The organism is Paraburkholderia antibiotica (assembly GCF_012927125.1).
GTDB lineage: Bacteria > Pseudomonadota > Gammaproteobacteria > Burkholderiales > Burkholderiaceae > Paraburkholderia > Paraburkholderia antibiotica.
Genome location: NZ_JABBFZ010000041.1, coordinates 1 through 20,545, shown reverse-complemented (window position 1 = coordinate 20,545; position 20,545 = coordinate 1). Strand labels below are relative to the sequence as shown.

The following is a 20,545-nucleotide window of genomic DNA, read 5'->3' as shown; positions in this document are numbered from 1 at the left end:
TGCGGGCTGCGGGCTGCGGGCTGCGGGCTGCGGGCTGCGGGCTGCGGGCTGCGGGCTGCGGGCTGCGGGCTGCGGGCTGCGGGCTGCGGGCTGCGGGCTGCGGGCTGCGGGCTGCGGGCTGCGGGCTACAGGCCGGGAGGCTGAGACTGCGGACTACGGACACACAAACTGACGGGCCGATCGGCGAACGGGTTAATCGCCTCTGTCACCGTTGCAGCTTCGAACAAGACGCGCGACGCGACTGTCACCAGGATAGCGGCTTTTGCACGGCACCCGCCTGAGTGCCCGCGTCAATCCTGTTTTCAATGCCCGCCTCGATGCTCGCTTCCTTCTTCGCCGCCGTCTTCGTCGTGCTGTGGTCGACCGGTTTCGTGGTCGCCCGCGCGATCACGCCTTACGCCGATCCCAATCTGTTCCTGCTCGCCCGCTTCGGCGGCACCGCGCTGATCTTCACGCTGGCCGCGCTGATCGCCCGCACGACGTGGCCAACGGGCCGCGAGCTCGGCAAGCATCTGGCCGCGGGCGCGCTGTTGCAGGGCGTCTATCTCGGTGCCGGCTACTGGGCCGTCGCGCAGGGCTTGAGCGCCGGCGTGATGGCCCTGCTCGGCGCGCTGCAGCCGCTCGCGACGGCCGCCGTCGCCGCGCCCCTCTTCGGCGAGCGGCTCTCGCGGCGCGGCTGGAGCGGCATGGCGCTCGGCCTCGCCGGCGTCGCGCTGGTGCTCGCGCCGAAACTCGCCACCGCGACACCGCCGACTCACGGCAACGCGCCCGCGTGGCTGGTCGTGCTGATATCGATCGTCGCGGTGGGGTCGATCACGGCGGGCACGCTGTTTCAGAAGACCTCGCTCGCGAAGGCCGACATCCGCAGCGCCAGCGCCGTGCAGAATTTCGGCGCGGCGTGCGTCGCGGGCGTGCTGGCGCTTGCGCTCGGCGAGCAGCGCTGGATCGCGTCGCCGACGCTGTGGGCGTCGCTCGGCTGGGGCATCGTGATGCTCTCCGGTATCAGCGTGACGCTGCTCGTGTGGATGGTCCGACGCGGCGATGCGGCGCGCGCAACCGCCCTGCTGTTTCTCGCGCCGCCGCTGGCCGCGCTCGAAGGCTATCTGGGCTTCGGCGAGACCTTGTTGCCGCTGCAGATCGCGGGTTTCGTGCTCGCGTTGGCGGGGGTGTTGCTGGCGAGGTCGTGAGCGCGTGATCCGCCCTCAATCCGCCGTATCCGCATGCGCCGGCATCTGCGCGCGCACCGCCGAGCCCGGCGCCGGCGACCACGCCGGCCGGCTCTTGCGCTGCGAATCGACGACGACGATATAACGTCCGGCCCACGGCAAGATCTGTCGATCGCTTTTCAGCACCCACAACGATTTGCCGGAATCGACGAGCTGCGCGTAGGCGGCGTCGAGAATCCCGTAGTGATCGAGAAACGCATTGAGCGACGCGGGCATCCGCACGCAGCCCTTCGAATGGCGAATGCCGAGCAGCGGTTCGAGCCGGTCCGGGTCCGTCGCATGCATCTGGAGACGCATCTGCGAGATGCCGCCCTTGCCCCAACCACGTTCGCCCTGGGCCCAACCGAGATCGAAGATGCGCATGTCGCGCCGCCCGTAGCCGCGAATACGGTTTTCGTTCTGCGTGCCCTCGGAGCGGAAATCCATGTTGTCGGGCGTATGGTCGAACACGCCGAGCGGCGTGATGAAGTGATCGTATTCGCCGGGCCGTCCAGTGGATACCGGCGACGCGCCGATCATCTGCCAGGTGTCGGCCGGCGCCGCGCGAAAATAGATGAAGAGCGCCTGCACGTTCGCGTTCCGATCGACCAGCACCACGTACTCGCCCGACACGTTGCCGAGCTCGTGCGCATCGAGCGACGCCTCCAGGCGCTCGGCGTACGCGCGCTGCTCGGCGACCGGCACCTTGAGCCGGCGCGTCACGTCCCGCGCGAATACGTCGCGTAACAGCAAAGCGCGCTGCGGATCGACGACGCCGACCGCGTCGGGCGCGGCGACGGCGGATGCGTCGAGCGCGGCCGATGGGCGGTTCGTGTGGTTCGCGCCGCTAGCGCGGTTCGCGCGGTTCACGCCGTTTGGTACGGCAGCCGGTTTCGACGCCGAAGCCGGCTTCGACGTTGCCGACGCCGCCGAGCTCCCCGAGGTCTTTTTCGGCGCACTCGCCGGCGACGGCAGGGTCGATGTCGCCGCGACCTTCACCGCCTGAACCTGCGCCGCCGACGCATCCACGCCCGCCAACCCGCCGATCAGCGCGCCGCCCCACACGCAAATGGCGACGCCGAGCGAACGCATCACCGCGCGCACGACGGCTGGGCCGTCGACCGCGCGGAGCGTACTGCGTGGCAACGACATTCCCGCCTCCGCACGCCGCCCAACGACCGGCGCAAAAGTCGGGAAGTCCAATTCGGGCTGGCCAGGCCGATCGGGGTAATTCATCGCGTATCAGAGCAAACCTGATTATTATTGATTGACCGCCGGGTCTCTACGGCGTTCGGAACGAAGATATTACTCAGCACATTGACATGTGTCGATGAAAATTCCGTTAAATTTTTCGACTGCTCATAATAATTGACGATTTTCCACACTCGACGTTACGACTAAAAACTTTCCTAATAGCGAGAAAATATCGAACTAATAGCCCAACCCATTAACCGGGCGATAGCTGATTCAAATCGATATATCCGTGATAACCCGTTGCAGCAAACCCGTCGTCTGTCATTCATTTGCACGAGGAGCTAGAACCATCATGACTCAAACCGACCCCGTCGCCCGCCAGACAAGCATCGCGGCCGAAATGCACGTCGCCGGGCAATTCGATGTGAATCGCGAAATCGAACGTCGGGTCGATTTTCTGGCGAACTATCTGCGCGCCAGCAACCTGAAAACCTATGTACTCGGCATTAGCGGTGGAGTCGATTCGACAACGGCGGGTCGTCTCACGCAACTCGCGGTGGAACGTTTGCGCGCCAATCATTACAACGCACAATTTATTGCAATACGCCTGCCTTACGGAAAACAACGCGACGAAGCGGATGCGCTGCAGGCATTAGCTTTTATTCGTGCCGACGAAAATCTGACAATCGATATCCAGCCCGCCGCCGACGCACTGCTCGCGTCGCTCGATCAAAGCGGCGTGCCATTCCGGGACGAAGCACAGCGGGATTTCGTGCACGGCAACATCAAGGCGCGCCAGCGGATGATCGCGCAATACGCGGTGGCCGGCGCGCGCGCCGGCGTCGTGATTGGCACGGACCACGCGGCCGAATCGGTGATGGGCTTCTTCACGAAATTCGGCGACGGCGGCGCCGACGTGCTGCCGCTCGCCGGGCTGACCAAGCGCCGCGTGCGTGCGATCGCGCAGGCGCTCGGCGCGCCCGATGCGTTGGCGCACAAGGTGCCGACCGCCGACCTCGAAATGCTGCGGCCGCTGCGTCCCGACGAAGACGCGTACGGCATCCCGTACGACGCGATCGACGACTTCCTCGAAGGCAAGCCAGTCGCCGATACCGCGCTCGACGTGATCCTGCAGTTTTACAACGCGACACGTCACAAGCGGGCGCTGCCCTATACGCCGTTCGACTGGCCGGCGCAATCGGACGGCCAATAAGGCAAGTCCACAAGCCGTCGCCACACTCGGAGACTGCGGGCAAAGGCGAAGTACCCGCAATGCCGCCAATGCCCGCCATCAAACGCAAAGGCGGCGGTCATGCACGCTACAAAGCCTGCATGACCGCCGCCGTCCGAAACTTCGGGCCGGCTACGCGTGTGGCGCGCCTAGTGCGCGTCGGGCGGAGGTTCGTCGCTGAAGATGTCGGCGCTCGCTTCGAGCGGCTGCCCGCCCAGATGCTTGCCCTGAATCTGCCGCGCGATCACGTCGCCGACATACGGCACATTCGCATCCAGTTCGACCGTCGCGTAGGCGCCGGGCGTGCCGGCGTCCACCACCTCGACGTTTTTCGCGTAATGACCGAGCTCGCGCTTCAGAAACTCCCGCACTTCCTGTTCGCTGCACGATTCGGCGATATTGCGCACGGTCAGGTTCATGCGGCCTACCCTCGCCACGCATCGCGGCCCGTTCTACGATCCGCACGGTCGATGCGCACCGGCCGCAGCAATGGGCGCCGCTTCGCCTGCGCATCGGCGAGCACACGGCTCGCCACCGCGCCGGCGAGCCCCAAAGCGAGCAAGGACAGATAGAAGGCCATTGTTCAAATCTCCTCAGCGAATTTCGTCCTGTTGTCAGGATAGCCACCGTCGACACTGGCAACGCTACGGCCCAGCGTCATCGGAAACGGCGAAACGTCTCCGTCAAGGCACTGTACCTGAATCAGCCGCGCCGTCACTGGAAAACCTCCGCTGATCAAGCACTGTGCATGCCCGGCCGGCGCGCCCGCTGCCGCTCGCAGCGAGAGGCGCGAACCGCCCCGGCCTGGCGCGGACGCGTGACGTCGCCGGCATCCTGCCGGGGAGCGTGTGCGCAAGGCGGACTGATCGCGCGGAAGTCCACGGGAACGTGTGGATCGATTCGTGGATCAGTCCGCCGCCTGCACGTTCGCCGCGCTCACCCACCACGCATTCTTACCTTGCGGCAAACGGATCAGCACCGCGGACGGATCCTCGACGCCGTCGTCCTTGATCCGGCAGACCGACAACCCATCGGGCAGAGGCCTGACCTCGCCGGCCGCCTGAAACAGCGCGACGCGGCGCGCGCTCAACGGGCGCAGTTGCCGGTACACATCGAAGCTGATCGCCGCGGGCACGTCGCCGCGAATCTCCAGCGAATCGGCCGGCGCGCAATGCGCGGGCGCGGCCGTGGCAGCCGATGCGGCGGCGCTGCCGCACAGGCCGGCGATCGTCATGGCGATAGCGGCGAGACGGGAATGGGTCATGGTGTTTCTCCGAAAAAGTTGAGGGCAGCGGACTGCGAACTACCGCAACGTGGACCAGCCAAGCGGCGGATGCGAACGCGAAGCGAGACGGACGCGCTGCGTGTCGGTTTTCGCGTTGATGCAAGAACTGATGCACGAACTGTGGCACGAATGCGCGAGAGCCCGGCATGACGAACGCAACCGGACACGATGCGCATGGACGCACTTACGCGCCCAAGCCCGGATGCCAGCAAGCACGAGCAGTGCACGACGCCATCACGAACAGCAACGCGAGCGACACAAACAACGCACGCAACGCACGCTCGACACGACTCAACGCGCCCCCGCGTGGACCTCGCCTCGCTGACCATCGTCGCGATCGCCTTCGACTGCGTCATCGCCGGTGGCGACGTCAAGCCCGCTGACGTCGCACGAAGTCTGGCCGAAGCCTCCATACACGGCGGACCAGTTGCCGACAATCGCGGCTTGCGCCTGCGCAAGGCTCAGCTTGCCCTCGCAAACGCAGCGCTTGAGCATCACCGCCGCGCGCGCCTTACGACGCTCGCCCCGCGGACCGGCCCACGGCAGAAGATTGAGATTGGCCGGCGCATCCGGCGAGCCGCCGAGCACGATCGGCACACGCCGATCGAGCGCGAACGCGGTGCTGTCGTCGGGATCGATGCCGCGCTCGGCGAGCATGCGATCCTTGTGCGCCCTCAGTACGTCGAACGGCGGCGCCACCATGTGCGCATAACCGGGGCGGCAAATCGTCTCGCCGATCGATTGCTGCGTGACGCGTTCGTCGAGCATCTCGCCCTGCTGCGCGGCGGCATCGCCGATACGCAGCGCGAGCAGTACGGCCACGCCAAGCAACAGCGCGCGACGCGGATTGCGCACGCGCCGGCCACTGCGGCGCTCGCGCGCAGGGGACAGCGCGTTGGCTGTGTCGTTACTGCGGAGGATGTCGCTGGAAAAACCGCTGCGACGCGTGTCTGCGATGCCTGCGTTCATTCGTCGGCGCGCCGGCGGCGGCACGCGGTAGTTCAATTCGCAGGGTAATTAAAACACATTCAAAATGAATAAGCGCTCAAACCCGGCATCGACCCGGCGCGCGCCGGGCTTCATGCTGGGCTTTACACAAGGGCGGCGGCGAGCGGCGTATCGCCGCGTTGCGCGCCATTTGCCGCCGTTCGCGACCATCCGGCACCGCTTGCCTGCTTGCCGCCCTCGTCCGCCGCCCTCGTCCGCCCTCCCCGCCGCGCCGCCGCTACTTCGCGACCCGCGCCTGCAACGCGCGAATCCGGCCGAGCGCCTGCGTATTCGCCACCGTCTCCTCGTACATGTGCGCCAGATCGGCCTTCAGCGCGGTGCGCGAGGCGCCGTCGAGATAGACCATGTGCCCCGACGGATAAAAGCGCGCGGACAGGTTCTGCCGCACCTGCTGACTGACGAGCGGCATCTGCTGCAGATCGAGCACGGTCTGATAGAACGGCGTGACGAAATCGTAGAAGCCGTTCGCCGACAGCACCTTCAGGTCGGGGTTGAGCGCCATCACCGCCGCGAGGTCGCCGGCCGTGTACAGGATGATGTTGCCCTTCGCGTCGACGCCCTTCTGCGCGCCGGTCGGGTCGATGTGGCTGAAATCCCAGAACTTGAACGCCTGATCGTTGAGGTCGGTGAACGCCGAGTTCGACGTGTACTTCAACTGCTCGTTCAGATACACGTTCCACATCGTCGTGTAGACACCGGTGACGGCGGTCATCGTCGGGTCGTTGCCGCCCGAGTTCGGATCGATCTTGCCGGCGATGCCGGTGTCGATCGCCGTCACGCGACCGTCATACTCGCCGAGCGCGAGGCCTTGCGACTTCAGCAGCGTGGTCAGAAACAGCGAGTTGCCGCGGCTGTCGTAGCCGGCGATGTCGAGACTCCATGCGAGCAGCGTCGTCTTGTCGATGCCGGTGTATTCGCTGAGTTTTTCGACGGTGGCGGAATCGGTGGTCGGAAATTTGCGCAGCGCGGCCAGATAGTCGGTGCGCGCGAACTGCGCGACCTCCTCGGCGAACACGCCGAGATCGGTCGGCCGCGGCGCGATGCCGAGCTTCTTGTGATACCACGCGTCCGCGGCGGCGGTGGGCAGTGCGCCGACCGGATTGCCGGCCTGCGTGTAGTCGAGAATCGACGACTGCAGCGTAATGCCGTTCAGATCGACGCCGTCCTCGTGCAGCCGGTACGCGAGCACGCAACTACGCGCCGTACCGTACGACTCGCCGAACAGATACTTCGGCGAATTCCAGCGGTTGTTCTTCGTCAGGAAACGCTTGATGAACTGCTTGATCGAGTCCGCGTCCTGGTCGACGCCCCAGAAGTCGCGATTCTTCTTCGGCGCGATCGCCGCCGAATAGCCGGTGCCGACCGGGTTGATAAACACCAGATCGCTTTTGTCGAGCAGGCTGTCCGGGTTGTCTTCCATCGAATATGGCGCGGGCGGCGTGAAGTTCGGCATCGACGTCTTGATGCGGCGCGGCGCGAACGAGCCGAGCAGCACGAATACCGACGAAGAACCCGGCCCGCCGTTATAGAAAAACGTGACCGGTCGCGTTTCTTCCTTCTGGTTGTCCTGCGTGAACGCGACGTAGAACATTCGCGCCTCGGGTTGCGAGCTGCTCGGGTCGACGATCACCAGATGGCCCGCGGTCGCCGTGTAGTTGATCTTGTGTCCGCCGATCGTGACCGAGTGATGCGTGATCGCGGCGGTCTCGGTGATGTCGGTCACCGAGTCGTCGGGGCCGTTGCCGTACGCGACCGGGTCGAAGAACGGCTGGTCGCCCACGCCGGACTTGCGCGGCGCGCTTTTGGTGCTGGCTGCGCCTGCCGTGGCCGCGGCGGGCGCGTCGTGCGACGGATGCTGATTGCCCGCCTGACTACCGGAAGCTGATTCTGTATTCGTCATGATCGCTCCAAGGGTTCGTTTTTTGCGTGCCTTATCTGCGTACCTTATTCACGTACCTTATCTGCATACCTTATTTACGTGACTACGTCCTCGTCGTTACATCCTCTGCCGCTCCGCATACAGTCCTCGGACCGTGTTGCTGACTATAGTGCGGCCGCGACCTTCTGACCATTCGGACTGCCAAGTCCCGTGCAGGCGTCCCAACCGACCGATGCCGCGAAGCTGCCGTTGTTGCCCTGCGTGATGTCGTTGCACACGTCCGGCGCCTTGTAGAGCTTCGCGTTGACGAAGCCGGCCGGCTGCCCTTGCGCCGCGTTGATCCGCGCGATCAGCGCCGCCCACAGCGGCGCGACCGCGCTGGTGCCGCCGATCACCGTCTGCGTACCGTCGATCAGCACGCTGTAGCCGGTGAGCGGCGACGCATCGCCCGCGACGTCCGGCACGCCGCGGCCGCTGAGCGCCGTGCTGCCGCCGTCGGTCGAACGGGCCGACAGTCCCTTCTGCCACACCGGCACCGCGAACGCGGTACTGACACCGCCGCCGCTCGCGCCGCCCTGTTCGCCGTCGTTCCACACGACCTCGCGGGTGATCGACGGACCCGGCGACGAACCCGCCGACGGACCCGACGCGCTCAGGCTCGTGCCTCCGCACGCGAGCACGTAGGGGCTCGACGCCGGGAAGTCGACCTGATCGCCGCCGCCCGAGCCGTCGCTCGAACCGCTGTCGCCCGAGGCCGCGCAGATCGTCACGCCGAGCGCCGCCGCCGATTGCAGCACGCTGTTGAACGCCTGCATCGACTGGCTGGTCCAGACCGACTCGGGCGCGCCCCAGCTGATCGAGATCACCGATGGCTTGTTGGTCGTGTCGTGAACCGCGCGGCTCACCGCGTCGAGGAAGCCGGCGTCGCTGTTCTGCGTGAAGTACACCGCGATTGTCGCGCGCGGCACGATCGCGCCGACGATTTCGATGTCGAGCGTAACCTCGCCGTCCGGCCCGTTCGGATCGCCGTTCGGCCGGTTGCCGCCCTGATCGACGCCGATCGATTTCACGCTCGGCGCGCTCACGCCGAGACTCGCGAAATAGGACTTCAGATCCGCCGCGTTGTAGCCGCCGCCGAGTTCGATGATGCCGACGCACTGCCCGTCGCCGTCGCCTTGCGGAAACTGGTACAGCGACGCGAGCTGCGGCGGCGTGAACGACACCTGATGCGCGCGCGCCGCCTCGAACGGTGGCCGGATGCGGAAATGCGGACGCGCCTGCGGCCGGTTGTCTAGCCCGAGCACCGCCTCGATCACGCCATGCAGATCGTCGGGCACGCTGATCGCACCGGTGCGGCCGCGAAACTGGCCGGCCTGTCCCGCCGTATGGTGTTGGTAATGCTCGAGCTTGACCTCGAACGCGTTCTGGAATTGCGCGATCGTGCCGCTCAATAGCACCGAGCGCGCAGCCGGATCTTCGCGCGCGATCGTGAGCCCATGCGCGGCGGCGAACGCCCTGACTTTCGCGATGTCTTCGGGCGCGGCGCCATATTCCTGCGCGAGCGCCTCGCGCGACAACGGCTTCACGCCCGGGTCACCCGCTTCGATCCGCTGCATCAGCGCGTCGAACTGCGCCTGCCGCTGGCGACGCAGCATCACGAAAACTTCGATGCGTTCGGCGGGATCGCATTGCCCGACGACCTGCGTGCCCTGCTCGACCGGGCGCTCACTGCCCGGCAAGGGATGCCTGATGCTCATGGTATCGACTCTCCTGTTAGCGTGGCGGCGCTCGCGTGCAGACACGTGCCTCAGCCATCACGCGGCCCGGCGGCTCAGCAGCACGCCACGCGCCTGACCGTTGGCATCGCTCGCGCGACACGCGGCAGGCGGCGGTTCAAGGACTTCGTCAACCATCCGACCCAAGCATTCCAGCACAGTTCCAACGCACGCGGCAGTCGTCCGAATGGCTAATGCGCGGCCGGCGCACCTCGCGCTATGATGCTGGAGCGGCATTCCTGCCGTTTCATTGCTTCGCGCGCCGCTCGCGCGCGCGACCGGGAAATCAGAGGAACTCATGTCAATTTCGATGTATCAAGCATCACTGCCCGTGCTGATTCGCGGCCTCACGAACCTCCAGACCATCCTCGGCAAAGCCGAGGCGCACGCCGCAGCGAAGCAGATCGAGCCCGCCGTGTTCACGAATGCCCGCCTCGCGCCGGACATGCTGCCGCTGCTGCGTCAGGTGTATATCGTCAGCGATACCGCGAAGGGTTGCGCGGCGCGTCTGGCCGGCGTCGAGCCGCCGAAATTCGAGGACGTCGAACAGACCTTCGACGAATTGCAGGCCCGCCTCCAGAAGACGATCGATTATCTGAAGGAGTTCAACGCGGCGCAGATCGACGGCTCGGAAAGCCGCACGATCACGCTGAAATTGCGGCCTGGCCCGATCGAATTCACCGGCATGTCGTATCTGTTCGGCTTCGTGCTGCCGAATTTCTATTTCCACGTGACGACCGCATACGACATCCTGCGTCACAACGGCGTCGAGCTGGGCAAGCTCGATTACCTGGGCAGCCTGTAACAGTAAGCGCGAGGCGCCAGCGGCCCGTCGCGCGGCGCCGCGCCCGCGCTACACGTGCAGGCGTGGCTGGAACGCGATCACCGCCATGCCGGCGAGCGTCAGCGCGACGCCGGCCGCGTCCCACAGCGTGGGGCGCACCTTGTCGACGACCCACAGCCAGGCAATCGCAACCGCCACGTACACGCCGCCGTAAGCCGCATACACGCGGCCCGCGGCGGTGCCGTGCAGCGTCAGCAGCCACGCGAACAACGCGAGGCTCAGCGCGCCGGGCAGCAACAGCCAAACGGAGCCGCCCTCCTTGAGCCAGCGCCACGGCAGGTAGCAGCCGACGATTTCAGCGAGGGCGGTCACGGCATACAGCAGGAAGGTTTTCATCGGCGGTGGAAAGGTGGTTGTGGCGGCGCTCGCACATGGCGCCTGTCGAGGCTGGAACGGCTTCGATGGCCGCTGCGCTATCGGCTTTATTAACACAATCACTTGGCGCCGTGGGCAATGCACATGCGACAGTCGTCGCTCGTCCAACCCGAACGGCTATCGGTCATGAGCATTGCGTCACCCTGTGTCGACATCTGCAAGTTCGACGATAAAACCGGCTTTTGCATCGGCTGCATGCGCACGCGCGACGAATGCAAAAGCTGGAAGAAGATGAAGGACAGACACCGCAAGAAGATTATCGAGGACCGACCGAAGCGCGAGCGCAAGCTGAAGAAGTAACGGCGGAAAAATGAGCGGCGTAGCGCCGCCCACGCCACTCGATGTCGAACCTCAGTCCAGCGAGAGCCGCAGCGCAAAGCCGATCAACGCGGCCGAAAAAGTCCAGCGCTGCAAGGTCTGCGCAAGCGGATGAGCACGCATCCAGCCGGCGATACGCGCGGCGCCGATCGCGTACAACGCGTCGAAGCAGGCGCCGATCACGAGCAGCACGCCACCGAGTTCGATCATCTGCCAGGCGACCGGTCCCGCCTCGGGCCGCACGAATTGCGGCAGCAACACCGAGCAGAACAGCAGCGCCTTCGGATTCAGCAGGTTCGTCAGCAAGCCTTTGACGAAGGCGGCCCGCAACGGCTGCAACGGCCGCGACGTGCTGCTTGCCGCGTTGCCCCCCGAGTCGGTCGCGGCTGACGTCACGGTCGCGTCACGCCGCTCAGGTTCCGTCCCGGCCGGCAACGCCAGGCCCGACGAGCGGAAGATCTGAATCCCGACCCACGCGAGATACACCGCGCCCACGTAGCGCACGGCGTCGTACAGCCACGGCGCGTTGCGCAACAGCGCTGCCATCCCGCAAGCGGACAGCGTCACGTGTATCGCGCGCGACAATCCGAGCCCGGCAGCGGCCGCGAAGCCGCTGCGCACGCCACGCGCGATGCTGGTTTGCAGAATCAGCGCCATGTCCGGTCCGGGCATCGCATAAACGACGACCAACGCCGCCACGTAGACGGCGAGCAGGTGAGCGGAAATCATGGAAGCCTCCTTGTTTTTAGAGGTTCCATCTTGCTATCGGAGGCGGAGGGATTGTTGGCGAATTACGGTATCGTCGGCGCCACGATTAGCGGAATACGCTAATATTCACCCAGTTTGAAGTGCTTTCCGCCACCCCTGAATCAGCGCACGCCATGCCCGCCGCCGACCTCGACAAAACCGACCGCGCAATCCTCGCCGCGTTGCAGAACGATGGCCGCATGTCGAATGCGCGGCTGGCCGAAATGGTCGGCCTCAGCGAAACGCCGTGCGCGCGACGGCTCAAGCGCCTCGAAAGCGACGGCTATATCGACCGGTATCGCGCGGTACTCTCGCGTGGCGCGCTCGGTTTGGGCGTGGTTGCCTTCGTTTATGTGCGCTTCGCGGTGCACGACCGCGCGGTCGCCACGCGTTTCGAGCGCGAGGTGCAGGCGATTTCGCGGGTTCTGTCGTGTCACAACGTGTCGGGCAGCGCCGACTACATCCTGCAGATCGTCGCGCGCGATCTCGACGACTACGGCGCCTTCATGCGCGACGAACTGCGCTGTCTGCCGGGCGTGACTTCGGTGGAGTCGGCGTTGTCGCTGCGAGAAGTGAAAGCGTACGGCGGCCTGCCGCTCTCCTGAGCGCGAACGTGGCATAGTCACCGTTCAACGCGGCGCAAGCCGCACCGAAGCCACCTCATCACACCGGAGTTTTCATGGACCAGGAAAAGGCGCGAGCCGAAGAAGCCGCCGCAATGGAACGCGTGCTGACCGCAACCGAGCGGGTGAAATCGGCGTTTGCGTCGCTGCAATCGCAATTCCCGCCGGCCGGCAGCGGCAAACCCTCGCAGTTCGCGCTGCAAACCTTCGACGCCGCGCTGCAGGAACTCGAAGACGCGCAGGCCGCGTTCGACGAAATGCTTGGCGACCTGCTCGACGGCAATCGCTGAGCAATGGCCGCACATCGGGCGGGGTGAGGTTCGCGTTGGGTTAAGGGTGCGCGCTTGCCAGATCGATGCGGACTCGATGGTTCGTGCGTGCTTGTTAGGGCACTAGCGCGCGTCGGCGACCGGGAACGCGCGCTGGCAGGTGCCCCCGTTAGCTTCGGGCTTCGGGCTTCGGGCTTCGGGCTTCGGGCTTCGGGCTTCGGGCTTCGGGCTTCGGGCTTCGGGCTTCGGGCTTCGGGCTGCGCAGAGTCTTGTGGCGCTTCGGCTACTCCATGCGTCGCCCGCCCGGAAGACTTTGCGCGCATAAAGCGCCGCCCATCTTTCCGCGTCCATCCATCTCAAATTCGGCGCCAATACTGATAGCATGACGGCCGCGCGAAACCCGCGCCGACCTTCCCAACTGACATGCGTCGATTTCTCCATTTCGCCTTCGTTCTGCTTGCCGTCTTCGGCCACGGCGCGTCTGTGTTCGCGAGCACGGTCGCAAGCCATAGCTTCCGCTCCGACGCGCTCGAGCGCGACTGGAACTACACGATCTATCTGCCAACCGGTTATCGCGCGGACGGCCCGCGTCTGCCGGTGTTGTATCTGCTGCACGGCAATCACGGCGATGCCAACGACTGGTTCACGCAAGGTCACCTGCAGACGGCCGCGGACGCGCTGATCGAGCGCAAGGAAATCCCGCCCGTCGTGATCGTGCTGCCGCAAGGCGGTACCGACTGGTACGTCGATCGCAAGGAAAAGATCGAGACCGCGTTCTTCGACGATCTGCTGCCCGAGATCGAAACGCACTACGCGGTCGCGACGCAGCGCGGCGGCCGGATGATCGGCGGGGTATCGATGGGCGGTTTCGGCGCGCTGCGCTATGCGCTGACGCAGCCCGACCAGTTCTGCGGCGCCATGCTGCTGAGCCCGGCGATTTATGCGAACGAGCCGCCGCGGGCGTCGGCGGCGCGGCGCGTCGGCGTGTTCGGCGAACGGCAGTTCGATCCACGCGTGTGGCACGAGCTCAACTACCCGGCGCAGTGGGATCGCTACATGAGCCGGTCGTACCGTTTGCCGATGTTCATCGCATCGGGAGACGACGACCTCGACATTCAGGCCGAAGCGTCGCTGCTGTATACGCGTCTGAGGCTGGCCGGCAATCCGGCGGCGCTGCGTATTATCGATGGCGGCCACACGTGGGACGTCTGGAGCGCGCTGCTGCCCGCCGCGCTCAAATACACGCTGGGCTGCGTGAAGTCACCGGCGTCACCGGCAACGGAGCATCCATCGAATCAGCGGCCTTGATCAGTGGGCTTTGGAAGCTGCAGGGGCAGGTTCCATGCAGCCGGGGCGGCCCTGCCGCCTCACTAGCGCCCGCACCCCAAAAGCGGCGCCGGGTGCGGCCCCGCAGAGCTGCCGGCTGCAATCGTGATGTATTCCGCTCCGGCCTGAGCCTCCAGCCAGCGCCCCGCCACCCCGCTTCCCCCACTACTCCACCAGATCGGTCCACAGCACCATCAGCACGGTCATCAGCGCCGGACCGATGAAGATGCCGAGCAGCCCGAACGTCTCCGCCCCGCCCAGTATCCCGAACAGCACGAGCAGGAACGGCAGCCGCGTCGAATTACCGATCAGCACCGGCCGCACGAAGTGCTCGGCGACGAAGACGACGATCGCGCCGAACACCGCGAGTCCGATCGCCCCGGCGAGCGAGCCCTGCGCGAGCAGCCACAGCGCGGCAAGGGCAAACACGATCGGCGCGCAGAACGGCAGCATCGCGGCAATCGCCGTGACGAGGCCGAGCAGCGCCGCGTGCGGCACGCCGGTCACGAAATAGGCGATGCCGAGCAGCACGCCCTCGCCGACGCCGACCACCACCAGCCCCGACACCGTGCCGCGCACCGCGGTCGCCATATGCTGCACAAGGTCCGCGCCGCTATCGCCGAAGCCGCGTCGCGCGGCCCTCAGCAGCGAACCCGACAGTCGCGGCCCCGCCTGAAAAATCACGAACAGCGTGACCAGCATGAACGCGAACACCATCGCCGCATGCACGGCGCGCGCGCCGAAATGACGGCCGAGCGTCATCACCGTGGGACTGTGCAGCCCCTTCATCGCGGCCGAATCGCGCAACGGCTGCGCGAGATTGGCCTGCCACCACGCGGTAATCTGCTGCACCCCGAACGGCAGACGCCCGACAAAGTCCGGCACCGGAATCCCGCTTTCCTGCACACCTCTGAACCAGTCGCTCAGTTCGTGCGCCTCGTGCAGCGCCTGCGCGATGCCGAGTCCGACCGGCAGCACCACGAGCAGCGCGATCACAAGCGTGAAGAGTGTCGCGAGCAATGTCGTGCGGCCGTTGAACCAGCGCTTGCTCGCGAGCTTGTGCAAGAGTGGCCACAACGCGATCGCGACGACGCCCGCCCACGCCACCACCACGATGAAATCGCGCACGACCCACAGCGCCAGCAGAACGAGCCCGATATACAGCACGACCGACGCGGCCTTCTGTTTTTTCAGGCGTTCCGGGTCAATCGATGAAGATTCGGGAGAGGCGGGAGGAACCGAAGGCGGGCGTGAAATCATGTGAACTCAGAGATATCTGCAAGGGTGCGCGAGCAGTGCGCGCGAGCCGACCGGAAAATTTCAAACCCGCTAAACTGGCTCGTCCGGTCGCTGCCCGACAGCCACATCTTAAAGGAAGCGCCGGCGCCCTTTGCGGTCGCGCCCTCGTCCCGCCCCAAACAACACAGCGTTGCAAAAACAAACATTATTAAAAACTCACATAAAAAAGCTTGCAACACCCGTCATTTCGGCCAATCGTATTTGTCAATTGCGATTATTTCTGTTTCAAGAACAGTGTTTCAACGGTGGCACAATGGCTCTCTGGCGCTCACGGGACTACATTCGGCACTCCACAATACGGAGCCGATGATGATGACCCTCGAGTCGATCCCCCTAGACGGTACGAATGGCGTACGCATCGAAATTCTCGAGAGCTCCGACACGACGCTGGTGATCCGCTGGGTCGAGCCGGGACGCTGCCATTACGGGGAGCAACGCTGGCGACGCCGCTCGGCGCATACGTCGGGCACCTGCGCGGTGTCGCGCCGCAAGATCCGTCGCGGCGACGCGGTATTCAAACCGGCTGAGCGTCCGGCACCGGCGAATGCATCGGCGATGATCTGCGCCGATATTCTGGAACCGCTGCTCGAAGCCGCCTGACGCGTACCGGCTCGCCCGGTCGCTCCGTACCTCTCGCGGTGTCGGCTGATCGCCGCTCCGCCCGTTACGTTGCCGTTCCCCGCTGTCCGCTGTCGTCGATCGGCCTGTGCACCAGCCTGTAACACGCGCCGTCGATCCCGCCGATGCCTCCATCGTTTGCGATCCCTGCCTTGATCCCGCGTTGATTCCGCCACGGCCTGGTCGCCGATAGCACGCAGGCCGCATGCCCGGTCCGCCGCCTCGCGACGCAACGCCGCGTTCGCGCCCCCGCGATTGCCGCGCCTCGCCTCGTGCGCTAAGGTGGATGCGTTGCGCCCGCCCGGACGTCGGCTCACCGCCCTCGCCTCCACGCGGCGCCCCACCCACCGCGCCGCATCCGCCGTGGCGCCGTCCGAGGGCTCATCATGGCAGAAGACACGCCGCACACCCGCGCGTCCACCGCAGCTTCCGGTTCTTCGCTCTCTTCCCCACCCTCTGCGCCGCCCGCGCCGCTGATTCCCCCGCAGCAGTTCTCGCTCGACGTGCTGCTCGAAAAATATGCCAAAGGCGACGAGCAATCGGCCGACGACGTCTACCGCCGCGTCGCGCGCGGCGTCGCCGAGGCCGAGCCGGCGGAGCTGCGCGCGTCGGTCGAAGCGCTATTCGTCGACAATCTGCGCCACGGCGCGCTCGGCGCGGGCCGCATCATGAGCGCGGCCGGCAGCGGCATCGCGGCGACGCTGATCAACTGCTTCGTGCAGCCGGTCGGCGATTCGATCCAGGGCGTCGACGAACAGGGGCTGCCCGGCATCTACGTCGCGCTGTTGCAGGCGGCCGAAACGATGCGCCGCGGCGGCGGCGTCGGCTACAACTTCTCGGCGATCCGGCCCAAGGGCGCGCGCGTTCACACGACGAGCTCGTCGGCCTCCGGCCCGTGCAGCTATATGGACGTGTTCGACGCCTCGTGCCGCACCGTCGAAAGCGCCGGCTCGCGGCGCGGCGCGCAGATGGCCGTGCTCGACTGCGACCACCCGGACCTGCTTGAATTCATCGAAGCCAAGCATTCGAAGGGACGCTGGAACAATTTCAACGTATCGGTTGGTGTCACCGACGCCTTCATGCACGCGGTCGAGAACGACGAGCCGTGGCAGCTGGTGCACCGCGCGGAACCGTCGCCCGCGCTGCGCACGGCCAGCGACATGCGTCAGCGCGACGACGGCCTGTGGGTCTACGGCGAGCATCCGGCGCGCACGATCTGGGACCGCATCATGCGCTCGACCTACGATGTCGCCGAGCCCGGCATCGTGTTCATCTCGCGGATGAACGAGGACAACAATCTGCGCACGGTCGAGACGATCCGCGCGACTAATCCGTGCGGCGAGCAGCCGTTGCCCGCGTACGGCTGCTGCAATCTCGGCCCGCTGAATCTGACGCGCTTCGTCGTCGATCCATTCGCGCAGTTGCAGGGCGGCGAGCCGTCGTTCGACTTCGACGCACTCGCGCGGCGCACCCGCACCCAGGTGCGTTTTCTCGACGATGTGCTCGACGTCACGCTGTGGCCGCTGCCGCAGCAATATGACGAATCGCGCGCGAAACGGCGCATCGGCGTCGGCTTCACCGGCCTCGGCGACACGCTCGTGATGCTCGGACTGCGCTACAACTCGCAGGAAGGCCGCGACTTCGCGGTGCGCATCGCGCGATCGATGCGCGACGAAGCGTACCGCGCGTCGGTCGAACTGGCGAAGGAGCGCGGCGCGTTTGCGCTGTTCGACGCCGCGCGCTATCTGGAGGCCGGCACCTTCGCGTCGCGCCTGCCCGACGACATCCAGCAGGCGATCCGCCGCGACGGCATCCGCAACAGCCATCTGCTGTCGATCGCGCCGACCGGCACCGTGAGCCTCGCGTTCGCGGACAACGCGTCGAACGGCATCGAGCCGGCCTTCTCGTGGACCTACAAGCGCATGAAGGTGATGGCCGACGGCACGCGCGAATCGTTCGACGTCGAGGACTACGCGTACCGCCTGTATCGCGAGCTGGGCGGCGACGTGAACCGGCTGCCCGACTATTTCGTCAGCGCGCTGCAGATGTCGGCGCGCGACCATCTCGACATGATGGCGGCCGTGCAGCCCTACGTCGACACGTCGATCTCGAAGACCGTCAACGTGCCCGCCGACTATCCGTTCGACGCGTTCGAGAGCCTCTATTTCGACGCGTGGAAAAACGGCCTGAAAGGGCTCGCGACCTATCGCCCGAACGACACGCTCGGCGCGGTGCTGAGCGTCGCGCCGACGCAGGCCGACGACACGCTCGCCGAGACCGACCAGGACCCGCTGCGTATCGCGATCGATCATCGGCCGAAGGGTGAATTGCCGGCGATCATCGAGAAGGTCGAATATCTGACCCAGGCGGGCAAGAAGTCGCTGTATGTCGCGGTGTCGTTTATCGAGGTGACCGGGCGACTCGGTGGCGAAGACGTGACGATCGAGCGGCCGATCGAGTTCTTCATCCCGACCGGTCAGCGCGACGAGTCGCAGCAGTGGATCACCGCGACGATGCGCTCGCTGTCGCTCGCCGCGCGCGGCGGGTTCGTCGCGCGCAATCTGCAGGACATGCGCAAGGTGTCGTGGGATCGCGGTCAGGTGCGGCTTGGCGACGTGCAGCGTCTCGACGGGCATCGCGCGCCGCGCTGGCACGATTCGGAAGTGGCGGCGCTCGCGTTTGCGATCCAGCAGATCCTGTATCGACGCGGTTTTCTCGATGCCGAGGGCAACCAGGTCGCGTCGCGGATGCTCGCGCGCGTGCCGCGTGGACAGATGAAAACGGAGACGGCGTTATCGGCCGATTTCGGTCTGCGCCCCGCTCCCGACGATAGCGCAGACGCGTTGATGCAGCCGAACGGCACCCAGGGGCTGCATACGATGCTCGGGCGTAAATGCGGTTCGTGCGGCGCGAATGCGGTAATTCGCAAGGATGGGTGCGATTTTTGTACCGCGTGCGGGGAGGTGGGGGCGTGTGGGTAGCGTGAGGTGTAGCAGATAGCCACAGACCGGCTATCGGGCTAACAGCCTGGTTGTTTCTTCATCCTCTGACGGGCGCATTGTGGACACCAGGAGCCGCTATTCTTGACGTTGCCCAAACAGGCCGACCATTCGTGTCCTTCCGAGCATTTCCAGGTGAGCTTGCTTTGCGAGCTTCTGTATTCCAGGGAGAGGCATTCACCGCCACGGCTTTGGGCAACCCGACGCGCCTGGTCGAGGGTCCCTCTTCTGGATTCGATGTGACAAATCCGGCACCAGTTGCCCTTAAAAACATCGGCCGGGTCCGCGTCCCATTCGTGGCCCTTTACGCAGCGCCAGCGATGCTTGTGGTTAACCGAACTGAAACGCTCTGAAACAAAGCTTCCGCCGCGAGTTTGTGCGAGTTTCTGCATGGATTCGACGGAATGCACGCGGCGTTTGTCAGCCAACGTTTTGAGCTTGCAGATAGGGCACCATGTGCCCGACTTCACGCCTGAAGCTATCGCCTCCCACTCGTGGCCTTCCGCGCAACGAAACCAGTGTTTTTCCGTAACGCCGAGATACACAGGTGAAATGCAATCGCCACCGCGCTTCCCTGCTACGGCCTTGAGCTGCAGGATCTCATCGCCAGAAACATACTCGGTGCTATTGATGTTCTGCAGGAGTTCTATGTCAGGGCGCGCGGCTCCGATGGCACATTTTATCCAAACGTCCAGCTCAGAAGTCGGGACACTAAATGGCACCGCAACTAGCGTTATGCCGCGCTGTTCGGACAACTGCAGCTTGCGCTCGTCGTCGCGTTGGCGACGAAGCAAAGTCTCGCCGCGCCTGTTGAAGTGCGCGACGGGGCGATAGTGCTGCTCCCCCTGATGCTCAAAAGCGAGCTTGAGCTTCTCGTTGTACCCATCCAGTTCCATGCGGTTGCCGCGTTCATTGACGAGCCATGTCGGTCTCGCCTTGGGGAATCGATGGCTCGTGAGCGCCTCAAAGTAGTATCGGCAGAGCCTTTCTCGCGCACCGCTGCCGCAGACCGGACACCATCCACGACGCCGAACGTCCGCAAGCGGTGCTAGCCAGTCGTGTCCATTTCGACAACGCCACTGAAGCCGTTGCCGACCGTTCGCATATGCGGTGGACAAACACTCACCGCCACGCGCTTGAGCGATTCTCCTGGCTTCCGTGAGCCCGTCTTTGACCAGATGTTTGCCGGCTTCATTCTGCTTCCAGCATTGTTTGCACCAACTACCCGTCAGAACCGTTTGGGGCTGCACCGTCCAAACATGCCCCTCAGCGCAACGAAATTGAACAGGTGTGCGCTTGTTCACGTAAGCCAACTCATCGAAGGAGCCGCCCCTGGCAACGACAATGCCTCTGAGCTTAGCGACCATGATTTGGCGCCGGTCTTCGGGTTCGTAAGAATTGATGTGGCGAATTCGGTCTGCCATTAGGGAAAGTCTGCAAAATTCCTGGCATTGATGTGAGGGTGGACTATCCTGGGAGCAGGAGAATTTAAGGGGTGGGTGATGGCACAACTTGGCCTTGGTCTGGATCTGTCAACGAAACGCACGCGC

The 20,545-nt window shown here is 65.1% G+C and carries 20 protein-coding genes; 9 read left to right on the top strand and 11 right to left on the bottom strand.

Annotated features, from left to right (window positions below; translation table 11 throughout):
- Nucleotides 1-317: 317 nt before the first annotated feature.
- Complete coding sequence (locus HHL14_RS32200) at nucleotides 318-1,187, top strand: DMT family transporter (protein ID WP_169501646.1); 870 nt, start codon at nucleotides 318-320, stop codon at nucleotides 1,185-1,187.
- A 15-nt stretch (nucleotides 1,188-1,202) separates the two neighbouring features.
- Here the strand turns inward: HHL14_RS32200 and HHL14_RS32195 are convergent, their stop codons facing one another.
- Complete coding sequence (locus tag HHL14_RS32195) at nucleotides 1,203-2,357, bottom strand: L,D-transpeptidase (RefSeq protein ID WP_230413303.1); 1,155 nt, start codon at nucleotides 2,355-2,357, stop codon at nucleotides 1,203-1,205.
- 394 nt (nucleotides 2,358-2,751) lie between these two features.
- On the opposite strand from HHL14_RS32195, the gene nadE reads away from it, so the two are divergent.
- Nucleotides 2,752-3,612: an ammonia-dependent NAD(+) synthetase gene (gene nadE / locus HHL14_RS32190; protein ID WP_169501645.1), complete on the top strand. Its 861-nt coding sequence runs from the start codon at nucleotides 2,752-2,754 to the stop codon at nucleotides 3,610-3,612.
- A gap of 167 nt (nucleotides 3,613-3,779) precedes the next feature.
- Here the strand turns inward: nadE and HHL14_RS32185 are convergent, their stop codons facing one another.
- The 6 genes from HHL14_RS32185 to HHL14_RS32160 form a co-directional block, all read right to left on the bottom strand.
- Nucleotides 3,780-4,049, bottom strand: coding sequence for an RNA-binding protein (locus HHL14_RS32185; RefSeq protein WP_169501644.1), 270 nt, complete (start codon nucleotides 4,047-4,049; stop codon nucleotides 3,780-3,782).
- Nucleotides 4,050-4,054: 5 nt separating this feature from the next.
- Nucleotides 4,055-4,210 (bottom strand): hypothetical protein, encoded by a 156-nt coding sequence (locus tag HHL14_RS32180; protein WP_169501643.1) that lies wholly within the window; start codon nucleotides 4,208-4,210, stop codon nucleotides 4,055-4,057.
- A 327-nt stretch (nucleotides 4,211-4,537) separates the two neighbouring features.
- Nucleotides 4,538-4,894 carry a hypothetical protein gene (locus HHL14_RS32175; RefSeq protein WP_169501642.1) on the bottom strand — a complete coding sequence of 119 codons (357 nt, stop codon included), beginning with the start codon at nucleotides 4,892-4,894 and terminating at the stop codon, nucleotides 4,538-4,540.
- 312 nt (nucleotides 4,895-5,206) lie between these two features.
- A complete protein-coding gene (locus HHL14_RS32170) occupies nucleotides 5,207-5,884 on the bottom strand; it encodes a hypothetical protein (RefSeq protein WP_169501641.1) in 678 nt (225 codons plus the stop codon).
- A 256-nt stretch (nucleotides 5,885-6,140) separates the two neighbouring features.
- On the bottom strand, nucleotides 6,141-7,823 hold the full coding sequence (locus HHL14_RS32165) for a S10 family peptidase (RefSeq protein WP_169501640.1): 1,683 nt from the start codon (nucleotides 7,821-7,823) through the stop codon (nucleotides 6,141-6,143).
- 143 nt (nucleotides 7,824-7,966) lie between these two features.
- Nucleotides 7,967-9,559, bottom strand: coding sequence for a S53 family peptidase (locus HHL14_RS32160; protein ID WP_169501639.1), 1,593 nt, complete (start codon nucleotides 9,557-9,559; stop codon nucleotides 7,967-7,969).
- A 316-nt stretch (nucleotides 9,560-9,875) separates the two neighbouring features.
- Between HHL14_RS32160 and HHL14_RS32155 the strand changes: the two genes are divergently transcribed.
- Nucleotides 9,876-10,382: a DUF1993 domain-containing protein gene (locus HHL14_RS32155; protein ID WP_169501638.1), complete on the top strand. Its 507-nt coding sequence runs from the start codon at nucleotides 9,876-9,878 to the stop codon at nucleotides 10,380-10,382.
- Between the two features lie 48 nt (nucleotides 10,383-10,430).
- On the opposite strand, the gene HHL14_RS32150 is transcribed toward HHL14_RS32155, so the two are convergent.
- Entirely contained in the window at nucleotides 10,431-10,757 is a 327-nt protein-coding gene (locus HHL14_RS32150) for a YnfA family protein (RefSeq protein WP_169501637.1), read from the bottom strand.
- Nucleotides 10,758-10,922: 165 nt separating this feature from the next.
- On the opposite strand from HHL14_RS32150, the gene HHL14_RS32145 reads away from it, so the two are divergent.
- Nucleotides 10,923-11,096: a DUF1289 domain-containing protein gene (locus HHL14_RS32145; protein WP_169501636.1), complete on the top strand. Its 174-nt coding sequence runs from the start codon at nucleotides 10,923-10,925 to the stop codon at nucleotides 11,094-11,096.
- 51 nt (nucleotides 11,097-11,147) lie between these two features.
- Here the strand turns inward: HHL14_RS32145 and HHL14_RS32140 are convergent, their stop codons facing one another.
- Nucleotides 11,148-11,843, bottom strand: a complete 696-nt coding sequence (locus tag HHL14_RS32140; RefSeq protein WP_169501635.1) for a LysE family translocator — start codon at nucleotides 11,841-11,843, stop codon at nucleotides 11,148-11,150.
- A 152-nt stretch (nucleotides 11,844-11,995) separates the two neighbouring features.
- On the opposite strand from HHL14_RS32140, the gene HHL14_RS32135 reads away from it, so the two are divergent.
- The 3 genes from HHL14_RS32135 to HHL14_RS32125 all read left to right on the top strand — a co-directional run bounded on the left by HHL14_RS32135 (nucleotide 11,996) and on the right by HHL14_RS32125 (nucleotide 14,061).
- Complete coding sequence (locus tag HHL14_RS32135; RefSeq protein WP_169501634.1) at nucleotides 11,996-12,466, top strand: Lrp/AsnC family transcriptional regulator; 471 nt, start codon at nucleotides 11,996-11,998, stop codon at nucleotides 12,464-12,466.
- Nucleotides 12,467-12,540: 74 nt separating this feature from the next.
- The gene (locus HHL14_RS32130; protein WP_169501633.1) at nucleotides 12,541-12,774 is read left to right on the top strand and encodes a hypothetical protein; all 234 of its coding nucleotides are present in this window, start codon (nucleotides 12,541-12,543) and stop codon (nucleotides 12,772-12,774) included.
- A 402-nt stretch (nucleotides 12,775-13,176) separates the two neighbouring features.
- Nucleotides 13,177-14,061, top strand: coding sequence for an alpha/beta hydrolase (locus HHL14_RS32125; RefSeq protein ID WP_169501632.1), 885 nt, complete (start codon nucleotides 13,177-13,179; stop codon nucleotides 14,059-14,061).
- Between the two features lie 183 nt (nucleotides 14,062-14,244).
- On the opposite strand, the gene HHL14_RS32120 is transcribed toward HHL14_RS32125, so the two are convergent.
- Nucleotides 14,245-15,339: an AI-2E family transporter gene (locus tag HHL14_RS32120; RefSeq protein ID WP_169501631.1), complete on the bottom strand. Its 1,095-nt coding sequence runs from the start codon at nucleotides 15,337-15,339 to the stop codon at nucleotides 14,245-14,247.
- A gap of 351 nt (nucleotides 15,340-15,690) precedes the next feature.
- Between HHL14_RS32120 and HHL14_RS32115 the strand changes: the two genes are divergently transcribed.
- Nucleotides 15,691-15,978 carry a DUF3331 domain-containing protein gene (locus tag HHL14_RS32115; protein ID WP_169501647.1) on the top strand — a complete coding sequence of 96 codons (288 nt, stop codon included), beginning with the start codon at nucleotides 15,691-15,693 and terminating at the stop codon, nucleotides 15,976-15,978.
- A gap of 404 nt (nucleotides 15,979-16,382) precedes the next feature.
- Nucleotides 16,383-18,977: an adenosylcobalamin-dependent ribonucleoside-diphosphate reductase gene (locus HHL14_RS32110; protein ID WP_169501630.1), complete on the top strand. Its 2,595-nt coding sequence runs from the start codon at nucleotides 16,383-16,385 to the stop codon at nucleotides 18,975-18,977.
- A gap of 38 nt (nucleotides 18,978-19,015) precedes the next feature.
- Here HHL14_RS32110 and HHL14_RS32105 read toward each other — a convergent pair whose 3' ends face one another.
- Nucleotides 19,016-20,362, bottom strand: a complete 1,347-nt coding sequence (locus HHL14_RS32105) for a zinc-ribbon domain-containing protein (RefSeq protein WP_169501629.1) — start codon at nucleotides 20,360-20,362, stop codon at nucleotides 19,016-19,018.
- Between the last annotated feature and the right edge of the window lie 183 nt (nucleotides 20,363-20,545).

Bases quoted from the DNA above. Each gene is read 5' to 3' on its own strand.
- HHL14_RS32170 (WP_169501641.1), bottom strand. From the start codon at position 5,884: ATGAACGCAGGCATCGCAGACACGCGTCGCAGCGGTTTTTCCAGCGAC.
- HHL14_RS32155 (WP_169501638.1), top strand. From the start codon at position 9,876: ATGTCAATTTCGATGTATCAAGCATCACTGCCCGTGCTGATTCGCGGC.
- HHL14_RS32200 (WP_169501646.1), top strand. From the start codon at position 318: ATGCTCGCTTCCTTCTTCGCCGCCGTCTTCGTCGTGCTGTGGTCGACC.
- HHL14_RS32175 (WP_169501642.1), bottom strand. From the start codon at position 4,894: ATGACCCATTCCCGTCTCGCCGCTATCGCCATGACGATCGCCGGCCTG.
- HHL14_RS32120 (WP_169501631.1), bottom strand. From the start codon at position 15,339: ATGATTTCACGCCCGCCTTCGGTTCCTCCCGCCTCTCCCGAATCTTCA.
- HHL14_RS32150 (WP_169501637.1), bottom strand. From the start codon at position 10,757: ATGAAAACCTTCCTGCTGTATGCCGTGACCGCCCTCGCTGAAATCGTC.
- HHL14_RS32195 (WP_230413303.1), bottom strand. From the start codon at position 2,357: ATGTCGTTGCCACGCAGTACGCTCCGCGCGGTCGACGGCCCAGCCGTC.
- HHL14_RS32180 (WP_169501643.1), bottom strand. From the start codon at position 4,210: ATGGCCTTCTATCTGTCCTTGCTCGCTTTGGGGCTCGCCGGCGCGGTG.
- HHL14_RS32140 (WP_169501635.1), bottom strand. From the start codon at position 11,843: ATGATTTCCGCTCACCTGCTCGCCGTCTACGTGGCGGCGTTGGTCGTC.
- HHL14_RS32165 (WP_169501640.1), bottom strand. From the start codon at position 7,823: ATGACGAATACAGAATCAGCTTCCGGTAGTCAGGCGGGCAATCAGCAT.
- HHL14_RS32145 (WP_169501636.1), top strand. From the start codon at position 10,923: ATGAGCATTGCGTCACCCTGTGTCGACATCTGCAAGTTCGACGATAAA.
- HHL14_RS32115 (WP_169501647.1), top strand. From the start codon at position 15,691: ATGACCCTCGAGTCGATCCCCCTAGACGGTACGAATGGCGTACGCATC.
- HHL14_RS32130 (WP_169501633.1), top strand. From the start codon at position 12,541: ATGGACCAGGAAAAGGCGCGAGCCGAAGAAGCCGCCGCAATGGAACGC.
- HHL14_RS32105 (WP_169501629.1), bottom strand. From the start codon at position 20,362: ATGGTCGCTAAGCTCAGAGGCATTGTCGTTGCCAGGGGCGGCTCCTTC.
- HHL14_RS32135 (WP_169501634.1), top strand. From the start codon at position 11,996: ATGCCCGCCGCCGACCTCGACAAAACCGACCGCGCAATCCTCGCCGCG.
- HHL14_RS32185 (WP_169501644.1), bottom strand. From the start codon at position 4,049: ATGAACCTGACCGTGCGCAATATCGCCGAATCGTGCAGCGAACAGGAA.
- HHL14_RS32160 (WP_169501639.1), bottom strand. From the start codon at position 9,559: ATGAGCATCAGGCATCCCTTGCCGGGCAGTGAGCGCCCGGTCGAGCAG.
- HHL14_RS32125 (WP_169501632.1), top strand. From the start codon at position 13,177: ATGCGTCGATTTCTCCATTTCGCCTTCGTTCTGCTTGCCGTCTTCGGC.
- HHL14_RS32110 (WP_169501630.1), top strand. From the start codon at position 16,383: ATGGCAGAAGACACGCCGCACACCCGCGCGTCCACCGCAGCTTCCGGT.
- nadE (WP_169501645.1), top strand. From the start codon at position 2,752: ATGACTCAAACCGACCCCGTCGCCCGCCAGACAAGCATCGCGGCCGAA.